The 20,506-nt window shown below is 36.3% G+C and carries 16 protein-coding genes; 3 read left to right on the top strand and 13 right to left on the bottom strand.

The features are described from left to right. Positions 1–15 precede the first annotated feature (15 nt). The 3 genes from B5V81_RS05015 to B5V81_RS05005 all read right to left on the bottom strand — a co-directional run bounded on the left by B5V81_RS05015 (position 16) and on the right by B5V81_RS05005 (position 2,826). A complete protein-coding gene (locus B5V81_RS05015; RefSeq protein ID WP_212112390.1) occupies positions 16–990 on the bottom strand; it encodes a beta-ketoacyl-ACP synthase III in 975 nt (324 codons plus the stop codon). Between the two features lie 49 nt (positions 991–1,039). Next, the gene (plsX, locus tag B5V81_RS05010) at positions 1,040–2,110 is read right to left on the bottom strand and encodes a phosphate acyltransferase PlsX (RefSeq protein ID WP_212112389.1); all 1,071 of its coding nucleotides are present in this window, start codon (positions 2,108–2,110) and stop codon (positions 1,040–1,042) included. Positions 2,111–2,268: 158 nt separating this feature from the next. Continuing rightward, entirely contained in the window at positions 2,269–2,826 is a 558-nt protein-coding gene (locus B5V81_RS05005) for a DUF177 domain-containing protein (RefSeq protein ID WP_212112388.1), read from the bottom strand. A 225-nt stretch (positions 2,827–3,051) separates the two neighbouring features. Between B5V81_RS05005 and B5V81_RS05000 the strand changes: the two genes are divergently transcribed. Continuing rightward, positions 3,052–3,531 (top strand): outer membrane protein assembly factor BamE, encoded by a 480-nt coding sequence (locus B5V81_RS05000; RefSeq protein ID WP_212112404.1) that lies wholly within the window; start codon positions 3,052–3,054, stop codon positions 3,529–3,531. 70 nt (positions 3,532–3,601) lie between these two features. On the opposite strand, the gene nusB is transcribed toward B5V81_RS05000, so the two are convergent. The 6 genes from nusB to glyA form a co-directional block, all read right to left on the bottom strand. Next, complete coding sequence (gene nusB, locus B5V81_RS04995; RefSeq protein ID WP_212112387.1) at positions 3,602–4,072, bottom strand: transcription antitermination factor NusB; 471 nt, start codon at positions 4,070–4,072, stop codon at positions 3,602–3,604. Between the two features lie 2 nt (positions 4,073–4,074). Beyond that, on the bottom strand, positions 4,075–4,533 hold the full coding sequence (locus B5V81_RS04990) for a 6,7-dimethyl-8-ribityllumazine synthase (RefSeq protein ID WP_212112386.1): 459 nt from the start codon (positions 4,531–4,533) through the stop codon (positions 4,075–4,077). A gap of 82 nt (positions 4,534–4,615) precedes the next feature. Further along, positions 4,616–5,233 carry a riboflavin synthase gene (locus B5V81_RS04985; protein ID WP_212112385.1) on the bottom strand — a complete coding sequence of 206 codons (618 nt, stop codon included), beginning with the start codon at positions 5,231–5,233 and terminating at the stop codon, positions 4,616–4,618. Further along, positions 5,215–6,342 carry a bifunctional diaminohydroxyphosphoribosylaminopyrimidine deaminase/5-amino-6-(5-phosphoribosylamino)uracil reductase RibD gene (ribD, locus tag B5V81_RS04980; RefSeq protein ID WP_212112384.1) on the bottom strand — a complete coding sequence of 376 codons (1,128 nt, stop codon included), beginning with the start codon at positions 6,340–6,342 and terminating at the stop codon, positions 5,215–5,217. Before ribD ends, B5V81_RS04985 begins: the two co-directional genes overlap by 19 nt. Beyond that, the gene (nrdR, locus tag B5V81_RS04975) at positions 6,335–6,817 is read right to left on the bottom strand and encodes a transcriptional regulator NrdR (protein ID WP_212112383.1); all 483 of its coding nucleotides are present in this window, start codon (positions 6,815–6,817) and stop codon (positions 6,335–6,337) included. Before nrdR ends, ribD begins: the two co-directional genes overlap by 8 nt. Positions 6,818–6,830: 13 nt before the next feature. Beyond that, a complete protein-coding gene (gene glyA, locus B5V81_RS04970; RefSeq protein WP_212112382.1) occupies positions 6,831–8,144 on the bottom strand; it encodes a serine hydroxymethyltransferase in 1,314 nt (437 codons plus the stop codon). A 338-nt stretch (positions 8,145–8,482) separates the two neighbouring features. Here glyA and argC point away from each other — a divergent pair, with 338 nt between their 5' ends. Continuing rightward, positions 8,483–9,415: an N-acetyl-gamma-glutamyl-phosphate reductase gene (gene argC / locus B5V81_RS04965; RefSeq protein WP_212112381.1), complete on the top strand. Its 933-nt coding sequence runs from the start codon at positions 8,483–8,485 to the stop codon at positions 9,413–9,415. 21 nt (positions 9,416–9,436) lie between these two features. Here argC and B5V81_RS04960 read toward each other — a convergent pair whose 3' ends face one another. The 4 genes from B5V81_RS04960 to hfq form a co-directional block, all read right to left on the bottom strand. Next, a complete protein-coding gene (locus tag B5V81_RS04960) occupies positions 9,437–10,528 on the bottom strand; it encodes a COX15/CtaA family protein (protein ID WP_212112380.1) in 1,092 nt (363 codons plus the stop codon). Positions 10,529–10,658: 130 nt separating this feature from the next. Continuing rightward, positions 10,659–12,485 (bottom strand): hypothetical protein, encoded by a 1,827-nt coding sequence (locus tag B5V81_RS04955; protein WP_212112379.1) that lies wholly within the window; start codon positions 12,483–12,485, stop codon positions 10,659–10,661. Between the two features lie 144 nt (positions 12,486–12,629). After that, positions 12,630–13,973, bottom strand: coding sequence for a GTPase HflX (gene hflX / locus B5V81_RS04950; RefSeq protein ID WP_212112378.1), 1,344 nt, complete (start codon positions 13,971–13,973; stop codon positions 12,630–12,632). A gap of 54 nt (positions 13,974–14,027) precedes the next feature. Continuing rightward, the gene (hfq, locus tag B5V81_RS04945; protein ID WP_012231869.1) at positions 14,028–14,267 is read right to left on the bottom strand and encodes an RNA chaperone Hfq; all 240 of its coding nucleotides are present in this window, start codon (positions 14,265–14,267) and stop codon (positions 14,028–14,030) included. A gap of 695 nt (positions 14,268–14,962) precedes the next feature. Between hfq and B5V81_RS04940 the strand changes: the two genes are divergently transcribed. Beyond that, a complete protein-coding gene (locus B5V81_RS04940) occupies positions 14,963–19,522 on the top strand; it encodes a rhoptry family protein (RefSeq protein WP_212112377.1) in 4,560 nt (1,519 codons plus the stop codon). The last annotated feature ends 984 nt before the right edge of the window (positions 19,523–20,506 follow it).

The following is a 20,506-nucleotide window of genomic DNA, read 5'->3' as shown; positions in this document are numbered from 1 at the left end:
TCAAGTAACCATAATTTACCAACGAATAAGGATTGCTCCCCATGTAAATCCACCTCCCATAGCTTCTAACATGATAAGATCTCCTCTTTTTATTCTCCCATCGCAAAGAGCTGTTGTTAAGGCCAATGGGACTGATGCTGCAGATGTATTACCATGTTTATCAACAGTAATCACAACTTTATCTGATGAAATTTTCAGTTTTTTAGCAGATGCTTCAATAATGCGCTTATTAGCCTGATGAGGTACAAACCAATCTAATTGTGAAGAATCCATACCTGCAGCTGCAAAACAATCATCAACCACATCCGTTATCATACCCACAGCATATTTAAAAACTTCTCGCCCTTCCATACGCAAATAGCCTGTCGTTTGTGTTGTTGAAGGTCCACCATCGACATACAACTTATCGATATAAGCACCATCAGAACGCAGTTTTGCAGACAATATACCACGCTCAAAAGCAATCCCCCCCTCAATTTCTTGTGCTTCCAAAACAGCTGCTCCCGCACCATCACCAAATAAAACACATGTCGTACGATCTTCCCAATCTAAAATTCGAGAAAATGTATCCGATCCAATAACTAAAATTCTTTTAGCTGCTCCACAGCGTAAATAAGAATCTCCTGTTGTTAAAGCAAAAATAAAACCAGAGCAAACAGCTTGAATATCAAAAGCAAATCCATGGCTCATTCCCAAAGCATACTGAATTTCAACAGCAGAAGCAGGAAAAGTGCGATTTGGTGTTGAGGTTGCTAAAATAATACAATCAATATCCTTTATTGTAAGACCGGCATTTATAAGGGCTGCTTGCGCAGCCTCAACACCTAAAGAAACCGTTGTTTCATTTTCATCGGCAATATAACGCTGACGTATTCCTGTACGTTGAACAATCCATGAATCTGACGTTTCAACAAACTTCGCAATCTCATCATTTGATAAACTTCTTTTCGGCAAAGCACTTCCTACACCACGTATAATTGATCGAATCATTCAGCTCTCACCTTTTCTTCAGATTTTTCACTTTCATTATAAGAGCCCATTATAAGGATTCTCCACTCATCACTGTTTCATCTTCCTGATCAAAAAGTGTTTCTTTATTTTCATGAAATCGCCGTAAGTCAGCCGTTATTTTTTGTAAGAGTCTATTATTAACCACTTCATAACCAACACGGATAGCAGAAGCAAAACCGTTAGCATTAGCACTGCCATGACTTTTTATGACAACACCATTCAAACCTAAAAGCACTCCTCCATTCACCCTATCGGGATCCATTTTATTTTTCAGTGTACGAAAAGCACGCCGCGATAAAAAATAACCCAGAGATGTTAAAAAAGAACTGCGCATTGCGGAATTTAAAATCTCCGCTATCTGCCGCGCGGTCCCTTCTGCAGTTTTTAAAGCAATATTACCAGAAAACCCTTCTGTTACAACAACATCGACCGTTCCTTTTCCAATGTCATTGCCCTCCACAAATCCTTTATATTCTAATCCTTCTAATTGCACTTCACGCAATATCATTCCTGCTTTTTTTATTTCATAAAGTCCTTTAACCTCTTCCACCCCCACATTTAAAAGCCCAACACTTGGTTTTTCAGTGTGGTATAAAGCGCGAAACATACCCGCTCCCATAACCGCCAAATCAACCAACTGACTAGCAGATGCACCAATCGTTGCTCCAATATCTAAAACGATACTCTCGCTACGAAGTGTTGGCCATATACCCGCAATACCAGGACGTTCAGCCTCTGCCAACATTTTTAAACAAAAATAAGACATGGCCATAAGTGCCCCCGTGTTACCAGCAGAAACGCAAGCATCAGCCTCACCGTTTTTTACCGCTTCAATGGCATACCACATTGATGATTTACCACGACCATTGCGAAGTGCTTGGCTTGGCTTTTCATCCATGCGTGTATAGCTTTCTGTAGGACAAAAGCGCGACACAGAATCCAGACAGGGATATTTTTTTAAAACCGGCTTAACGACCTCTTCTATCCCATAAAACAGAAAATAAATATTTGATAAATATTTTTGGACAATTGCTGCTCCTGCAATAGCTGCTTCTGGACCGTAATCACCGCCCATGACATCCACAGAAATTCTAATCACGCTTGCATATCCCACATCTTTTCATTTACATTTTTAAAAGCACATTATAATTTTTGGTGACTAAACACTTATATAAAACATACCTTGCGAAAATAGCTCCGCAGAAAATACCGTTTTTATCATAGTATACAATAGATAATTTTTTTATTTTTTTACAATCACTTCCAATTTTTCAAAACAGAAAATGGCGAGAATTTTTGCCCCGCTCCTTCTAAATTTTTAACCACATGCATCTCTATCCCCTCTTTACGTGGATAACGATTAATAGACAACTCAAAAAATTCTTCCATGATTGCACCAATATCAATTTTATCATCATAAAATACTTCTGGCGTATCAAGTCCCTCCACATCCAAAAACAATTCTCGTGTATCTTCTGATATTTTTGGCTTCATCAAATTTGAATCTTCAGGAACAAAAACAACTTCAATATTTTCACGGAGAATATTTTCTAATCGTTCTAATGTAACAACACATAACTGTACTATACGTGCTTGCAACAAACCTTTTATACGCACGCCGCGTTTTTTCCACGGAAGAATATGGAATTTTCCCTCACAAGATTTTACTTCAACTAAATCATGGTTCTGAGCTAAATGTGTACATTCTTTTTTGTTTGCACAAAGATGAACTCTTATACCTTTAGCAGGTAGAGAACGTACGGATATCGGATAAACCAAAGCGAATGCCATTTGAGAAATATTTTGAATATTCATTGACAACTCCCAAACCTGAAAACCTATGAAATACTGTGCTTTTATTTAGCTCAAGTACATTTCATTCATTTTTTTCTTTTCTAAAGAAATTCTATATGGCATAATTTGCCTTATAACAGGGAAACTCAGTGTAAGCTATGGTAGATTAAGCTAAAGTTTAGAAAAAACTTGAGATTGCCTTCTTATCATACATCTCAGTATAAAAGGGAGATATCATTGTTTCAAATACCTCACATAATGGCCTTAATCAAACGTAAATTGTTGGTCGGTCTATCAATAGCGGGCATCGTAACACTTACGGGGTGTAGTCTTCTTGACTCTTCAGGGACAAGCCAAATTTATAGAGAGGGCTATATTCTTGATAAAAATGCTCTGAGTTCTATTTCTGTTGGCTCAAGTCAAGAGCAAGTTCTTTTGACTCTAGGAACCCCTTCATTAAAAACAAAATATGATAATGAAGTTTTTTATTACATCTCACAAACACGTTATCGTGGGATGCAATTTATGAAAACAAAGATTATTGATCGAAAAGTTTTAGCTATTTACTTCAATGGGAATAATCAAGTTTCAAGAGTTGCTAACTATGGTCTAAAAGACGGCCAAGTATTTGATTTCATTACGCGAACAACACCGACTGCAACAAAAGAACACCCTTTCTTAATTCAAATTATAAAAGGTCCTGCAAATCTACCAGCCCCTAACTAAAGTATATTGTCTACTTACTGTTTCAACATTATTAGGTCTGAAGTTATCAGACCTAATAAAAATGTAACGATTAGAGGCGGATTTTTTTTGCCATACTGTCGAGAACGGCATTAACAAGTTTTGACTCATCACCTTCAAAAAACGCCTTGGCTATATCAACATATTCATTTACGACAACCGCAACGGGAACATCTTTACGGTTGATCAGCTCCCATAAAGCTGCTCGTAAAATTGCTCGCAATATAGAATCAAGACGTGAAAGAGACCATTCTGCAGAAAGCTGTTGATGAAGCAGGGGATCAAGCTGTTTTTGATCTTTTACAACACCTGTTATAATCGCCAAAAACCATTGAAAATCAGCTTCAAGATACTGGTCTCCATCAATATCTTTTCCCAAACGATAAGCCTCATATTCAGCAGCTGTTTCCATCACTCCCGAACCCACAATATCCATTTGATAAAGAGCCTGAACTGCAGCGAGTCTTGCTGCTCCACGTTTATTGGCTGAACGCGGAAAATGTCTGCCTTTTATATCAGCCATATTTAACGATTATCTCCAAATCTCTTTTTTAGAGCGATCATACATAGAGCAGCTTCAGCCGCAAAACCACCTTTATTTTTGTTATCTTGTTCTGCACGCACCCATGCTTGCTCTTCATTTTCAACAGTTAAAATACCATTTCCAATAGCTAAGTGTTTATGGACAGTTAAATCCATTAATGCACGACAAGAATCATTGGCAACAATTTCAAAGTGATACGTTTCACCCCGAATAACACAACCCAGTGCAACATAACCATCATAAGATATTATCTTATTTTGTTCAGCAAAAGCTATTGCAGCTGGTATTTCTAAGGCTCCTGGAACTGTTATAATATCATAACTGACTTCAGCTTTTTGCAAAGCACTCACAGCACCTTTCAAAAGCGCATCAGAAATCTCTTCATAAAAACGTGCTTCAACAATCAATACGTGAGGCTTTTTACGTATCTCTTTCATCATAATGGAATTCCACAAAAAACGAATCAAAAAAACTCAAAGCTATAGAGCATAAAATTCTAAAAACGATCAATAGAGCTGTAGCTTATTCATCTTCTCCTTTAAAAGCAAAAAGCTTCGCAGCATAACGAGCAAGTTGATCAATTTCTAAATTGACCCAATCTCCAATTTTAGCTTGTCCCCACGTTGTCATTTTAAGTGTATGACGAATAATAAGAACATCAAAAACACAATCTTTAACACCATTAACAGTCAAAGATGTTCCATTCAGTGCAAGGGATCCCTTAGGGACAATGAAAGGCATAAATTGTCTTGAAACTTTTAAATAAAAACGAATTGCATCCCCTTCATTTTTTTGTTCAATAATTTCAGCCAAGCCATCAATATGACCAGAAACCAAATGCCCTCCCATTTCATCACCCAATCGAAGTGAACGTTCTAAATTAACAAAAGTTCCTTTTTTCCATTGGGCAAGATTTGTTAAACGTAATGCTTCTTCCCATGCTTCAACAAAAAACCAATTGGAATCTTCTTGTTTAAATCCTCGTTCCACAATTGTCAGACAAATTCCTGAACACGCAATTGATGCACCAATTGCTAAACTTTCTACAGCATAGCGTGTAGAAATCTTTAAACGTATCCCCTGTTTTAAAGATTGAATATCTTCAACACAACCAATATCCGTTATAATTCCTGTGAACATAATGTCTTACGTCTCCATTTATAAAAACGGTCATTTCCAAACATTTTTGTCTCAACCTCATGAAATTGCGAGAGATAATTTCCAAAATAAGGAGCTTCAATACGTTTTTTTCCTAAAACAACAGGACTATAAAAACATATCAAATGATCAACACAACCCGCATTCAAAAATTTTTCTCCTGTTTTTACGCCCCCTTCCAGTAAAACACTATTAATCCCATGTTTATAAAGTATCTGTAAAAGAGCAAAAGGTTCTACATACCCATTATTCATCTCTACCGAATAAACAGACACACCATATTTCTCCAACGCATTCTTTTTGCTTTTCTTTGAAAAATCCATATCACAAATAACCCATGTAGGAATTTTTATGGCTGTCTGAACAACTTTTGCATCAAGGGGGATAGATAAGTCGGCATCTAAAATAATACGAATTGGTGAGCGCATTTCCATTCCTGGTAAGCGGCAATTGAGCTGTGGATCATCTGCTAGTATAGTACCAATACCAACGAGAATAGCATTGTTTTGAGCCCGTAGAATATGCGTATGGGTATGGGAAAGTGCTCCACTAATCTTTATTCTCCCCTCCCCTTTTTTTCCCACACTATTATCGGCAGAAACTGCCATTTTGAAAGTGACAGCACAGCGTTGCATCTTTCTTATACACCAATGCGTCCATAAAGATTCAAACGCCTCTTCAGCTAAAATGCCCTCAACGACTTCAATACCAGCCGCACGCAAAAGAGCAAGGCCACGACCATCCACACGCTTATCACAATCAGTAAGAGCAACAACAACCCGCGAAATACCTGAATCAATAAGTGCGTTGACACACGGAAAAGTTTTTCCATAATGGGCGCATGGTTCTAAAGTCACATAAGCAGTCGCTCCTTGAGCCAAAGAACCAGCCATGCGTAAAGCCTGTACTTCCGCATGAGGACTCCCATGAAGAGCTGTAATGCCATAGCCAACAATAAATGCCCCCGCATCGTCACTATTTTGTACAATTAATGTACCAACCGAAGGATTCCCACCTGTAAGTCCCACATGACGCTCTGCCAAACGGATAGCAGCAGCCATAAACCGCTCATCTTGCACTTTTTTATTCATAAAAACGAGATTCTGTATCCGCTATACCCTTTGACAACTCATCAATAATATCGTGAAAATCGCTTGCATTACGAAAATCTCGATACACAGAAGCAAAACGGATATAGGCAATATCATCAATTCTTTTTAGTGCTTCCATAACAAGATGTCCAATTTTTTCTGAAGCAATCTCTGGTTCCCCCAAACTCTCAAGCTGGCGTACAATGCCAGAGATTGCCTGTTCAATACGATCAGGATCAATATTGCGCTTACGTATAGCCACATCAACTGATCGCATTAATTTATCACGATCAAATGGCTCACATCGTCCACTTTTTTTAGTAACCAAAAGTTCACGCAATTGAACACGTTCAAACGTTGTAAAACGACCACCGCAAACAGAACAGACACGACGGCGACGAATCACCGCGCCCTCTTCTGCTGGACGTGAGTCTTTAACCTGTGTATCCTCATATTGACAGTAAGGACAGCGCATCTCTTTTTTATCCTTAAGGCGTACTAAGATAAGAGTAAAGAGGAAATTGATTCGTTATATCTTCCACCTTTTTCTTAACAGCCATTTCAACGTCATAATTATCTTCATCGCTTTTTGCGTTTCGCAAACCATCAAGAACTTCTGCAATCAGATGTGCAACTTGAACAAACTCTTTTTCTGAAAACCCACGCGTTGTAGCAGCAGGTGATCCCAAACGAATTCCTGATGTTATAGAAGGTGTTTCAGGATCAAAAGGAATACCATTTTTATTGCAGGTAATATGAGCGCGTCCTAAAGCCAATTCGGCACGCTTTCCTGTTAGATTTTTCGAACGTAAATCAACCAACAATAAATGATTATCTGTACCGCCAGAAACAATATTAAAACCATTACTCTGTAATGTTTTTGCTAAAGTTTTCGCATTAGCAACAACATGAGCACTGTAACTCTTGAAAGAAGGCTGCAAAGCCTCTCCAAATGCAACAGCTTTTGCCGCAATCACATGCATTAAAGGCCCCCCTTGAAGACCAGGAAAAATAGCAGAATTAATTTTTCTGGATAAAGCCTCATCATTTGTCAATATCAAACCACCACGCGGACCTCGAAGTGATTTATGTGTTGTCGTCGTTACAATATGCGCATGAGGAACAGGTGAAGGATGTACGCCACCAGCAACAAGACCAGCAATATGAGACATATCAACGAGGAGATGAGCACCGATTTCATCTGTAATTTCACGGAATCTCTCCCAATCCCAGAATCGAGGATAAGCTGACCCCCCTGCTATAATAAGTTTTGGCTTATGTTCTTTTGCAAGCCGCTCAACCTCATCCATATCAATAATCTGATCTTCTTGACGCACACCATAGGAAACAACATCAAACCATTTTCCTGACATATTGACAGATGAACCATGCGTAAGGTGACCACCAGCATTTAAATCTAATCCCATAAATGTGTCACCAGGCTGGAGTAAAGCCAGAAAGACAGCTTGATTCATTTGGCTACCAGAATTAGGCTGTACATTTGCAAAAGCAGCACCAAAAAGCTGTTTTGCTCTTTCAATAGCTAAATCTTCAACGACATCTACAAATTGACACCCACCATAGTAGCGCTTTCTTGGATAACCTTCTGCATATTTATTGGTTAAAACAGATCCCTGTGCTTCAAGAACTGCTCTTGAAACAATATTCTCTGAAGCAATCAATTCAATCTCATGTTGTTGACGTTCAAATTCCCCTTTAATGGCATTAAAGATTGCACCATCAACTATCTGTAAATTATCATTAAAAAAGCGCTTTTGTGCGTCATTTTCTTGCTGAGTCATAAAATACATTCCTAACATTAAAAAATAAAGTCATTAAACGATAACATAGCAAACCATGCAAACCAAACATTTTAAACCAATTACACTCAAAATACTGATACAAATATTTATGTTATTCCTTAATCATAGAAACAGCAAAAACTTTCCTTACAAAAATAGTGAAAAATAAAATTAAGTTTTTTCTTTTACTTTCTTCATTTAGACCTTTTACAAAAAATATCTATAATTTAAATAAATTCAATAAGTTAATAATTATGATTTAAGTTGGTAATGATTTGAAATAATTTATAATGAGAAAAGCTGGATATGTAGGGAAAATTAAGATAAGGCGTTTAAGAATGGCAACCAAAGTTTTTATTGATGGTGAACACGGCACAACCGGACTACAAATACAAAAACGCTTAGAGAAACGTTCAGATTTAAAACTACTTTCTCTTGCTCATAAGGATCGCCATAATGTTCATCTGCGACAAGATTATCTTAATCAAAGCGATATTGCTATTTTATGTCTTCCAGATGATGCAGCACGCAAAACCGTTCATTGGCTTAAAAAGAATAAAAACATTCGGGTTATTGATAGCTCAACAGCTCACCGTGTTGCACCAAACTGGGTCTACGGTTTTCCTGAAATGACAGCAGGACAAAAAAAACGCATTCAAGCAGCCCATTACGTATCTAATCCTGGATGTTATCCCACCGGTGCTATTAGCTTGATTCGCCCACTTCGCGAAGCAGGATTGCTAGATGCTGATTATCCCATCTCGATTCATGCAATCTCCGGCTATACAGGTGGTGGAAAAAAGCTGATTACACAAATGGAAAATCAATCTCAAGAAAATATTCAGGAAAATTATTTTATCTATGGCCTCAATCTTGAACACAAACATGTACCAGAAATTAAACTCCATGGACAAATCAATCAAACGCCACTTTTTATACCCAGTGTTGGTCGTTTTCCTCAGGGAATGATTGTGAATCTTCCACTGCACCGCTATTTATTTACAAAATCAGCAAACTGTTCTGATATACGTGAAATCCTTGCAAACCATTACGATGGGCAAAACATCATTTCACTTGCATCACAAGAAGAAACCGCTTCACTTCAAAGACTGAATCCAGAATGTTTAGCCAATAAAGATGGTATGAAACTGTTTGTATTTGGAAATGATCGCGAAGGCATTTTTAATCTCTGTGCCCTATTCGATAATTTAGGAAAGGGCGCATCAGCTGCTGCGATCCAAAATCTTGATTTAATGATTTCAGGCAACTAAACTCCATCTAGATACAAACTTTTATTCAACAGCACGATAGGCTCCTTTTGTTGCTCGCCAGTGTGCAACTGTAAAACACAACACGACTAATGCCATACTTTGATGAATGAGTCCCAAACTTATTGGAACTTCATGTAACAGTGTCAAAATCCCTAAAAGTGCCTGGATAATGATCATAACACAGATAAGAAATGCACGACGAGAGTGGGTTGAATGTGGAACATTTTTTCGCACATAGAAAGCATGAAGAGCCGAGACAATAAATAAAAAATAAGCAAAAAACCGATGAATAAATTGAACCGTTAAAGGATTTTCGAATAAATTAACCCAATAAGGGCGATGCTGCAACAATCCGTCAGGAATAATCTGACCATCCATAAGAGGCCATGTATTATAGACCTTTCCCGCATGAAGTCCCGCAACCAAAGCACCCAAATAAATCTCTATCAAAACGAGAATAACAAGCCAAGCTGCAAAATGTTGCACCTTGTGATTGGCTGGTTTTTCTGAATATTCTGCAAGTCCTCGAGATAAATAAGTAACAAAAATAATAACCAAACATGCCGTTATAAGATGAAATGCCAAACGATATTGGCTCACACTTGTTAAATTACTTTGTCCAATCCCTGAAGCCACCATCCACCAGCCAATAAAGCCTTGAAAGGCGATAAGGATCGGTACAATGATAAGCGGGAATAAAATATTTTTTTCAATACGCTTCGTTGCCCAAAACCCAATTAACCCCAATAAAGCGACAAGACCAACAAGGCGCCCGAGAACACGGTGCGCCCATTCCCACCAAAAAATAACTTTAAAAGCACTTAAAGTCATATCACGATTAAGCAGCTTATACTGTGTTATTTGTTGATATTTTAAAAACTCCTCTTGCCATTGATCAACACCAATCGGTGGAATAATACCGTGTATTGGCTTCCATTCTGTTATCGATAATCCTGATCCCGTCAAACGAGTTGCTCCCCCCACTAAGACAATGGCCAAGCAAAGCAATAAAATAGAGTAAAGCCACACCTGAATTTGCTTTCGATTTCTCTTTTGTACAGGTGTTAAAAAGGTATCGTTTAATCTCTTTACTGCCATCTCTGATTGCCCCACGCTTCTCTCCAACTACAATGCATTTTAAAATTTAAACATAAAATCTCCCTTATTCTAGTATGTACTCAAACTTTAGCAAAAAACAAGTGCAGCACTATAACACGTGATACATATTTCTTTTTTACGAAGTTTATAATGCAACAACGCGATAAACAGTCTTTGGAAAGCAGCTGACCATCCGCATCATCCAATCCTGTTCACTAAGAACAGTATGACAAATATAATAATCCGTTAGCTCTGCAAATTGCTCAAATCCATATTTGGGTTCGCTTGCCATCTCTAAAATGATAAAATCATACTCTTTTTTAAATTCTTGTAATATATGAGAAATATTATTTGAAAAATCTTGTGCAGAAACAGTACTTGTTAATCCCTGGGGGAGAATATCAACCCCCGTATCATAATCACGGTAAATAACATCATGCAACTGAGCATTGCCCGTTAAAATATCACTCAACCCTCGATGTGGACCAATGACTTTCTCTATTTGTTGACCAGAGATATCAACTAACAAAATTGTTTTGTTTTCTTTTGTAAGATGAAGAGAAAGTTTTGCTGCTGTCCGTGCAGCCTCTTGTCCAATGATTGAAATAATGGTTGAGGCACGCCATTTCAACACATCAGATAATCCCTCTATTGTAATAAAAGCTTCAAGATTTTTCATTTCTTGAGAAATTAGAATACTCTCATTCTTCTTGAAAACATTTTCTTTTGAGCTCAAGTCCTCTTCTGAGGATTGATCTTTTTTGTCTTTAAAGCACGGATAAAATAACACTATTCCAAGCAAAAGAGTAAGGAAGCTCACCAATGCGCTCACAAGAATATTTTTTCCATAAAGAGCCATAAAAGAAATTGGCGTTAACGTTGTTGGCATAACCACGTGGATCTTTGTATTTTGCAAGAGAAGAGAATCATCATTCAATCCCCGATATGAACCAATAACTTTTTCTCTCCCTTGAGCAAATTTACTCATCGCTTTATTTTGTGCATCGATCTCTACTTTTATTTTATTTTCAAACTCGTTAAATATTTGATTCCAAGATTGGGACTGATCTTTTACAAAAAAGCTTACCCTTTTTTTGAGCTGTTTTTCCAACTCCGTTGCAATAATCTCATCTGAATGGACTTGATAAACGATCTGTAAAATTTTATTTTTTAATTGCTGAGAAACCGCCTCTAATTCCGCAGTCATGGCCTTAATTTGAGGATGATTCCACCCCAATTGTGCAGCCATATGTGCTCTTTGTGTTTCCAAGAGATCACGTTTAGATTCCAGAGAAACAATCGCTGAATTGTCTGCAATAAACGATAAGGACAGTAAAGATTGCCCATTTTCACGCATCATGTTAATTGTTGAATTCAAACTTGTTAAGTGAATACGCTTTAAAGTTGCTTGCGTTAATTGCATCGAAAGATCATTCAGCTCTGTTTGTTTTACACCATGCTGAATAAAAGAATCAACAGAGGCACGAAATCCCTGCATGATATTAACGATTGCGGTATTATCATATTGTTTGTCTTCTAATTTCTCATTTAACAAAGACTGTTTCTGTCTTATGATTACTTGTGAAAATGCAGAAAACCAAGTTTCTACTCCCCGTTGAGCTGCTTCAAGTGTTTCAGCTTCAACAGTCAGGTTGATAAGATCACCATGACGCGATAAACGAATATTTTCTTGTTTTTTTTTCTTATAAGAAGCACTTAAAGAAAAATACGAATCATCTAAAAATATAGGCTGTGAAAGCAAAAAGGCGATAATGTTGTCTTGTTTTTCAATGGGTAATGGCTTTCCTACAGAATCAGATAATGAAAATACTAAAGTTGCTTGGTAACCACGGGGCTGAATAAAATAATAAAACCAAATCAAAGAGATAAACAGCATTTGTAACAGCAAAACAATCAAAATGTTTCGCCATACTGTACGTACGAACAGTCTTTTATTACATTTAAGACTCATCTTTATTTTAACCAGCAAAATACTTCTTCATATCGTCTTATTAAGAGAAAGTAGTAACTATCCTCTTAACTTGCTTTCATATTATTTTGAGATAAGAAAAACATAAAATTTAAGCAAAAACATTCAACAATAGCTTTAAAAAACTTAATTCATATTTTTTTTAATATTCTCTAATTGTTTTTTTGCTTCAGAAGTAAGAACAGCTCTAATGGTAATAGACCCATCATCATGCCCTTCCTGCTTTATTTCCGCAGAGTTTTCATAAAACCAATCAATAAGTGACATTTCATGAGGTTTTAAAAGATATTCAATGCTTTGTACCTCTCCAAAAATTCGCTTTTCAATGGTTCTTAGTAATTGATCGAATCCATCCCCTTTAAGGGCTGACACCATGAGAGCAGGATTTAACCGTGTCTTTGCGCTCGTTTGTAAAACATTCAATGCTTGCTCATCTAACATATCAATCTTATTCCAAACTTCTATGATATGCTCTGTATCATCAATATCGATATCAAGACTTGAAAGCACTTCTAAAACATCTTGGACGTGGGCACGATGATCAAGATCTAACATATCTCTTACATGAAGAATGAGATCCGCTTCAACCACTTCTTCAAGAGTTGCTCTAAAAGCTGCAATCAAATTTGTTGGCAAATTAGAGATAAAACCTACAGTATCAGACAAAAGAATAGTTTTTCCATGAGGAAGAACAACTTTGCGTAAAGTCGGATCAAGGGTTGCAAATAACATATTCTTTGCTAAAATATTAGCACCGCTTAAACGGTTAAAAAGTGTTGACTTTCCTGCATTCGTATATCCTACTAGTGCCACAACAGGATAAGATGTTTTTTTTCTTTTTGCTCTATGAAGTGCACGTGTTTTAACAACCGTTTCCAATTCGCGGCGAATACGAATAATTTTCTCTTGCAAAAGACGCCTATCTGCTTCAATTTGCGTTTCACCAGGTCCACCTAGAAAGCCACGCCCTCCCCGTTGTCTTTCCAAGTGCGTCCAACTCCGCACAAGACGCCCTTTTTGATAGGACAAATGCGCCAATTCTACTTGCAAAACCCCTTCTTTTGTTCGTGCACGATCACCAAAAATTTCAAGAATCAAAGCCGTCCTATCAATAACTTTACAATTCCATAATTTTTCTAAATTGCGCTGCTGTACTGGCGTTAAAAAGTGATCTACAATCGCAAGCTCGATAGAATATTCACCGATATAATCGGCAAGCACATCTGCTTTACCTTTTCCAAAGAGAGTCGCAGGACGAGGTGTTAAAAGGTTAATTGTTTCGTAATTAACAACTTCTAACCTTATAGCACGCGCCAATCCCAATGCCTCTTGAACACGAGAAGATATAGAACATTCTCTCAGAGAGTTTTCACTTCTATTCTCTTGAAAGATCGGTATCAAAACAAGTGCGCGTACCTGTTTTACAGTTTGCGAAAATACCCCTCCTAATCTCTCATTTTCATTTATCATAGCAATCTAAGTACTTTTAAAATGGGATAAGAGGTTTATCTTAAAATAATATGTTTACTCAGGACTTTCTCCTTCAAACATCTGCACAGGCTGCCCAGGCATAATCGTAGAAATAGCATGCTTATAAACCAGTTGCGCATGTCCATCTCGGCGCAAAAGGACACAAAAACTATCAAATGAAGTTACAATCCCCGTAAGTTTAACGCCATTAACAAGAAAAATTGTAAGAGAAATTTTTTGCTTACGCACCGTATTTAAAAACACATCTTGCAGGTGTTGTGATCGCTCTGCCATTATTCCTACACCTTCATCTCGGTTGCATAAAATATTCGTGCATGCATATCGACTGAAAAATATTCAATTGTCAACGTAGAAGCTTCAAATTTTAGCAACAAACAACTGAAACTGGAGAAAAAACCGCCCTTTAAGGCAATAATAAAGTCCAGCCTCTGAAAGTCTACCATTAAATTCAAAATTTTTCCACGTTTACTTTTTTATGAACTTACAGTTAAAAGACGGATTTTTATACATTTTAAACTATTATAGACTATTTAATTAAACTATTACAGACACTATGTGAGATAATGAACTTCCTTTGTTTAGAATCAATAAAAGTAAGCGGACAACAACATTTATTATTGATCATCATTATTCAAAAAATGCATTTACACTGCACTATTTTTTTTACATTGATATATAACTGCCATTAAATTGTCTTTATCTCAAAGAGAATGGATTGATAGAGCTTTTTATAAGCACAAGTTGTAAACAGTATTTTTGTTGTTTGTTAGAATCAAATAATAAATTGTTTTTATTATATTTTATAACATTTTTAAACAAAGTATAAGAGACTGCGTTAACTTTATTTTGATAAGTTTTCAAAATTTTTCTCTCGGCATATTCCTTTCTAAATAATTAACAGCTAGTATGCAGAAATTATGTGGAAGAGGACGTATCCCTTTTTCCATCTGTAAGAGTACGAGGCGAGTATGGCACGCAGAACCAAGTTGCAAACGTTTGAAGTTGAAGTTGAAGAAGCCCTCACAAAAGCGATGAACTTTGATTTCGATAACACGGCATTTGAAACGATATCATCTAATAATTCTGAAAATATCGTTAATGTTGATGATTTGATTCAAAAAATTGCAATGGCAGAAGAAGAATTTTTTACTGAAAATGGTAATTCAACTTTTGTCTCTAATATTCATGATGACGCTGTTATTGACAAATCCGTTGTTGGACAGCTTTTTGCTCCAAAATCTTCAGCTGATATTTCAGGGGGAACGGTTCACAATACATTGCTGTCAACAAAACCTCTTCCTGCAAATGATGATATAACAACCCCTGTAAATTTTGGGCTCTTAAAGCAACGTTCTTCCTCTCGAATTTACTGGTATACAACAGCACTTAGTGCTTTATGGGCAACGGGGGGGGCTTTTATTGCGCATAAGCTCGCTCCTACCGGACTCGGCTCTTTATCCAATATCAGTACTTTTGTGACATCCCCAACAGGGCTTGCTGTAGCAGCTGGAACAGCAATTCCTATCCTTATATCTTGGGGCGTTGCTCAATTAACAAAACGTTCCAACGAATTGCATAATATAGCCATTCTTATGACAAATGCTGCACAACGTCTTAGTGAGCCACAACATCTCTCTGAAAAACAAGCCATTGCTATAGGACAAACCATTCGTGAAGAAGTAGCAGCAATGAACGAAGGTATTGAGCGTACGCTCGGACGTGCTGTTGAACTTGAAGCAATCATACAAGGTGAAGTTCACAATCTAGAACAAGCCTATGCTGAGAATGAATCACGCATTCATACACTGATCAAAGAATTGAGTAATGAACGCATAGCTATTTTGAATCATGCCGATCGCGTACAATCAACAATAAAAGGAACCCAAGAACAACTGAGCGATGAATTTGGCTTGGTTACCTCTAAAATTGTAACCAATGTTGAAAAACTTGCACAAACCCTTTCTCAAACTTTACAAAAACAAGGTGAGGACCTTGTTGAAAAACTTTCCTATGCCGGTGAAGGGGTAACAAATCATCTTGTTGAAAAATTTAACAAAACAACGACACAAATTCAGCAGAAAAACGCAGAATTTTTTGATGAATTAGGAAAGAACTTTGATGGTTTTGCAAAACGATTTGATCATAATGAGAAACAAATAGAAAAAACCTTTAATGAAACAGCAGTAAAAGCGGAAATGCATGTTGCTAAAATTGCAACACATATACAAGCTGTAACAGATCAAACTTTGCACGCTGTCGATGAAAAGTTTAAAGCCCTAGATAAAGCTCTTATTGATCGCAATAATCAATCCCTACAGAATTTTGATGAAAAAATCTTAAAGCTAGACGACCAAGCACATAAACTCTCTTCTCAATTTGATAACGTAACCTCGCAAGCAATTGGAGCCTTTGAACAACGTTTGGCAACTGTTGATCTTTCTCTTAAAGAACACAGTAGCTCTATCATTGATTGCTTTATAGAGCGCAGTCAAGCTTTAGAGGATAATGCTGAAAAACTTGGTAACTTCTTGGAATCTCATGTCTTGAAAATAAATGAAAACCTCCAAGAAAAAACGGCAGACATTACCCATGCGTTTACAAATGGACGTGAAGCTATTCTGTCTGCAATCGATAAAAGTAAAGAAAGTCTGAGAGAAGAAATTCAACATGTCGACAATGCCATTGTTGATATCATACAAGAGCGTTCACAAGATTTTAAATTGCAACTTTCTGATCAACGAGCTCTCATGGCAGACATGCTCGATAACGAGAAGAATAAAATCGCTGATGCATTAAGAAATCAGATTGATGTTTTAGCTCAAAATACTTCTCATATCGAAAAAGTTTTGATTGACAATGCTCAAATCGTTGACAAACAAGCTGAAAATCATATTGCAAATATCATTCAATGCACTGACAAACTACAAGAAGTCATTGTACAAAGCTGCAATACAACGCAAGATGCTTTAGAGGCACAAGCGAGAAATATTGATATCCGTGCTGATGCTCTGCGTGACTCTTTAGCAATTAATAGTTTTTCTCTCAACGAAGTTCTTGCTGATCAAGCACGCACACTCGAACAACGTATGGAAACAATCCATAATCTCATCGCAAAAAGTGATATACGTGTTGATGTTGCATTGAAACAACAAATAGATTTAGTTGAAAGCGCAATTGCCGCCAATAATAAAAACATTACTGAAACGGTTCAAGATCATATCCAAAACCTTGAAAGCCATGCCGAAATTTTAAAAAATACTCTTTCTCAATCAAGTGGTGTTTTCTTTGAAACCCTTGAAACACGTATGGAATCATTCGATACAAATTTAGAAGATCGTGCACACAAAATTTTTGAACGGACAACAACGCTAGAGGAAATATTATCTGAAAAATTTGGCCAAGTCTGTGAAGCCATTGATATGCAAACATCTGTTATTGAAGAACGTTCTGACACGTTAAAAGCGTCTCTTATGCTTAATAATGAGCAAAGTCAGATAATTCAGCAAGCGTTGGAAAGTAGTGTTGACAATATGCGCGTTAGCTTAGAAGATTCTGTTAATACAGTCACAGATAACCTGCATAATAAGATTATAAAAGCTTCTGATATTCTTTCTTCTACGACTGAACAAATTCTCTCATCTGTTACGAATGTTACCGCACAAGCTGAAAATATTCTCTCAGAATCAGGCAATCGCATTGTATCAAACGTTAAGAAAACAGTTTATGATACCAGTGAAAAAGTTCTGTCCGTTCTATCTGAACAAACAGCACATACTGTCGAAGCTTTCGCAACAGCCAGTCATAATGCACAAGCGTTATTGAATGAAACAATTCATACATCAACAACAGCAATAGAACAAATCCTTAATGAGCGTTGTGATGTTCTTCATCACTCTATGCAAAACCTTAAAAACAACTTAGGATATCAGCTTTCTGATGTAACAAGCCGTCTGGAAGACGCAAAGAATCAGACAGCAACACAAATTTCAGAACATGTTGAAAAAATAACAGAGCTGACAAATCACTTAAATCAAGCAGCGCAAAATACAACAGAATCAATTGATTCTTTAACGCAGCATATTGGTGAACAACTCTCTCTCTCCACACAAAATGCTGAACAAAGAATTTATGCACATAATGAATCTTTAGTGAATAGCTTGAACAAAGCAAACTCTGAAACACTTCAAACAGTAACGGTTATGAAGGAAGAGCTTGTTAATAATGTTTCATCCATCTTAAAACAATTGAATCAATCAATTGACAACTTCCAAAAAAATAGTCATGTTTTATTATCGGCTGTTCAAAATATTGATGGTCAGTTTAATGAAACTGCGAACAATTTTTTCCGCAATACGAATCAAGTAGCAGAGTGTTTATCAGCCTCCAATCAAGCACTCAATAATAATGTTGAAATTCTGCAAGGACTCTCAAAAAATACTTTTGAACAAATTAATCATATAACAAGCAGTTTTGGTGAACATGCAAGAACACTTTCGCAAACTATTCAGGTTCTTGAACAGTCTGAAAATTCACTAAGTTCAACACTTGAAGAAAAAAATACGACACTTTCTGTATTAAGCGATGCTCTTGTTTCAAAGTCTCATGAAATTAATCAGATGATTGAGCATTATGAAAAAATATTCAACTTAGCACTTGAGCGCTCTGATAAGAATGCGCGTAACGCTACAGATTCATTCGAACAATCCCTTAATAGGCTCATTAGTGAAGCGTCAACACGTTTTTCAGGAGCAGCAGAAGATATACGTCGCTCCGCAGATGAAGTTCGTTTAGAACTTTCAAAGATTAACAATGATATTCATGAAAATGCTAAAAAGCTTCCAGAAAGAACAAAAGAAACAACCCAAACAATTCGTACGGCTTTGAATGAACAAATTACAGCATTAAAGGATCTCGTCAGTGTTGTACAAAATGATCAAAAGAGCACAAAAGAACAATTAATATCGGCATTTCCTACATCATCAATGCTTAATAAGAGAAGTGATAGTTTTCCTGAGTCCATTAAAAAGATCATCCCCCCTAAACCTGTTTTACAACAAGATCAAAGCAAAAAAAGACCTAGTAAATGGGTATCGAATCTCTTAGAAAGAGCTTCACGTGAAGAATCATTTTATGATGAAGCCCTTAATGATGCTGTTTTAACATCCGTGCAAACAAAACCGCGTCCTGCAAACAGTTCTCTTAACGCATTAGCATCAGGTATAGTGCAAGCTATTAATCACAGTGCCATTGTTGAGCTATGGGATCATTATCAACGTGGACAAAGAAATATCGTAACAGAACACCTTTATACCTTGAATGGAAAAAAAATATTTGAAATGATTAAGAGAAAATATTTGAGCGATTTCGAGTTTAAAAGTTCAGTGAATCAATATGTTGCGGATTTCGAAAAGCTCTTGCGTGATATATCGCGCAGTTCTGGTTCTTCTAGCTCAGTTCGTAAATACCTGATATCAGATACAGGAAAAGTTTATACCATGCTTGCTCATGCAAGTGGGCGAATCCAATAGACAATAAGCAAAGTGGAAAAATGTTTTTCCACTTTTCTCTTTCCAGTTGTCTTAATCACCCATCTAAAGTGCTCTGCTATAAACTAGAGCTGTGGACTTCAAAGACTAATAATTGACATGAGATTTTCTTATATCTTCAATTATAATTCTAAAGAAGAATTTTTTCTTATCCTTCTCTTAATCCCTTTATTTTTCATAGTTTCATAAAAATAAAAATCTGATAATATTATTCTATTTGCTCATTCTCAATATTGTTCGTGCTTTTGTAAAACACTTCATAAGAAAATTTCTACTTCTTTCTTAGCCTTGAAAGGTATAAATAAATACTTTTATTATTATAGGTGTATTTGAAATAAATGAAATCGTATTATATTCAAATTTTCCACTCAACATAATGAAATATATGAATTTCATGTATAAAGTGCGTAATGACAACTGTTTCGGATATACCTTGCGTTTATAAAAACACCAATTTGTCAGTATATTAAAAAATATACAGCGCGCATTATTAAACGTTCAATTGAACAATAAATAAAATAACTTCCATTTTTAAAGTTCCAGTTTCCTTTTAAATAGTTGCAAAAACAATTTATAAATTGCAAATTGTTATTTAAAATTTTTTTCTACTTTCCTATAGAAATTTAAATAAAGAAGATGAAGTTAATAGAAAACTCTTTTATTTCCTTAATTTGTAAGCATTGCAAAACAAATAATGGCTTGGTAATGTAATTATGAGTAAATATTTTATTTGTTTGCAGACTAATCAATTTTTACGCGTTTTATTAAGGATAAGAAAAACAAATGTGCTGCTATCAATGAAATTTATTCATGCGCACAAATGGAAAAGAACATCAAACTGGTTTTACGATCCAGAAGAATTTTCTCATACTCATGCATTTTGATATTCAGAGAAATGAGGATCTATTAGTGGACAAAACCTAATCGTAGTAGATGGAACATCTCATATAAATATACACTAACTTG

The organism is Bartonella queenslandensis (genome assembly GCF_018155095.1).
GTDB lineage: Bacteria > Pseudomonadota > Alphaproteobacteria > Rhizobiales > Rhizobiaceae > Bartonella > Bartonella queenslandensis_B.
This window is presented reverse-complemented; position numbering and strand designations above follow the sequence as displayed.

What these genes read in the sequence shown, in the direction of transcription:
- B5V81_RS05015 (WP_212112390.1), bottom strand. Translation starts at nt 990, where the DNA reads ATGATTCGATCAATTATACGTGGTGTAGGAAGTGCTTTGCCGAAAAGA.
- B5V81_RS05005 (WP_212112388.1), bottom strand. Translation starts at nt 2,826, where the DNA reads ATGAATATTCAAAATATTTCTCAAATGGCATTCGCTTTGGTTTATCCG.
- nusB (WP_212112387.1), bottom strand. Translation starts at nt 4,072, where the DNA reads ATGGCTGATATAAAAGGCAGACATTTTCCGCGTTCAGCCAATAAACGT.
- B5V81_RS04990 (WP_212112386.1), bottom strand. Translation starts at nt 4,533, where the DNA reads ATGATGAAAGAGATACGTAAAAAGCCTCACGTATTGATTGTTGAAGCA.
- B5V81_RS04985 (WP_212112385.1), bottom strand. Translation starts at nt 5,233, where the DNA reads ATGTTCACAGGAATTATAACGGATATTGGTTGTGTTGAAGATATTCAA.
- ribD (WP_212112384.1), bottom strand. Translation starts at nt 6,342, where the DNA reads ATGAATAAAAAAGTGCAAGATGAGCGGTTTATGGCTGCTGCTATCCGT.
- nrdR (WP_212112383.1), bottom strand. Translation starts at nt 6,817, where the DNA reads ATGCGCTGTCCTTACTGTCAATATGAGGATACACAGGTTAAAGACTCA.
- glyA (WP_212112382.1), bottom strand. Translation starts at nt 8,144, where the DNA reads ATGACTCAGCAAGAAAATGACGCACAAAAGCGCTTTTTTAATGATAAT.
- argC (WP_212112381.1), top strand. Translation starts at nt 8,483, where the DNA reads ATGGCAACCAAAGTTTTTATTGATGGTGAACACGGCACAACCGGACTA.
- B5V81_RS04955 (WP_212112379.1), bottom strand. Translation starts at nt 12,485, where the DNA reads ATGAGTCTTAAATGTAATAAAAGACTGTTCGTACGTACAGTATGGCGA.
- hflX (WP_212112378.1), bottom strand. Translation starts at nt 13,973, where the DNA reads ATGATAAATGAAAATGAGAGATTAGGAGGGGTATTTTCGCAAACTGTA.
- hfq (WP_012231869.1), bottom strand. Translation starts at nt 14,267, where the DNA reads ATGGCAGAGCGATCACAACACCTGCAAGATGTGTTTTTAAATACGGTG.
- B5V81_RS04940 (WP_212112377.1), top strand. Translation starts at nt 14,963, where the DNA reads ATGGCACGCAGAACCAAGTTGCAAACGTTTGAAGTTGAAGTTGAAGAA.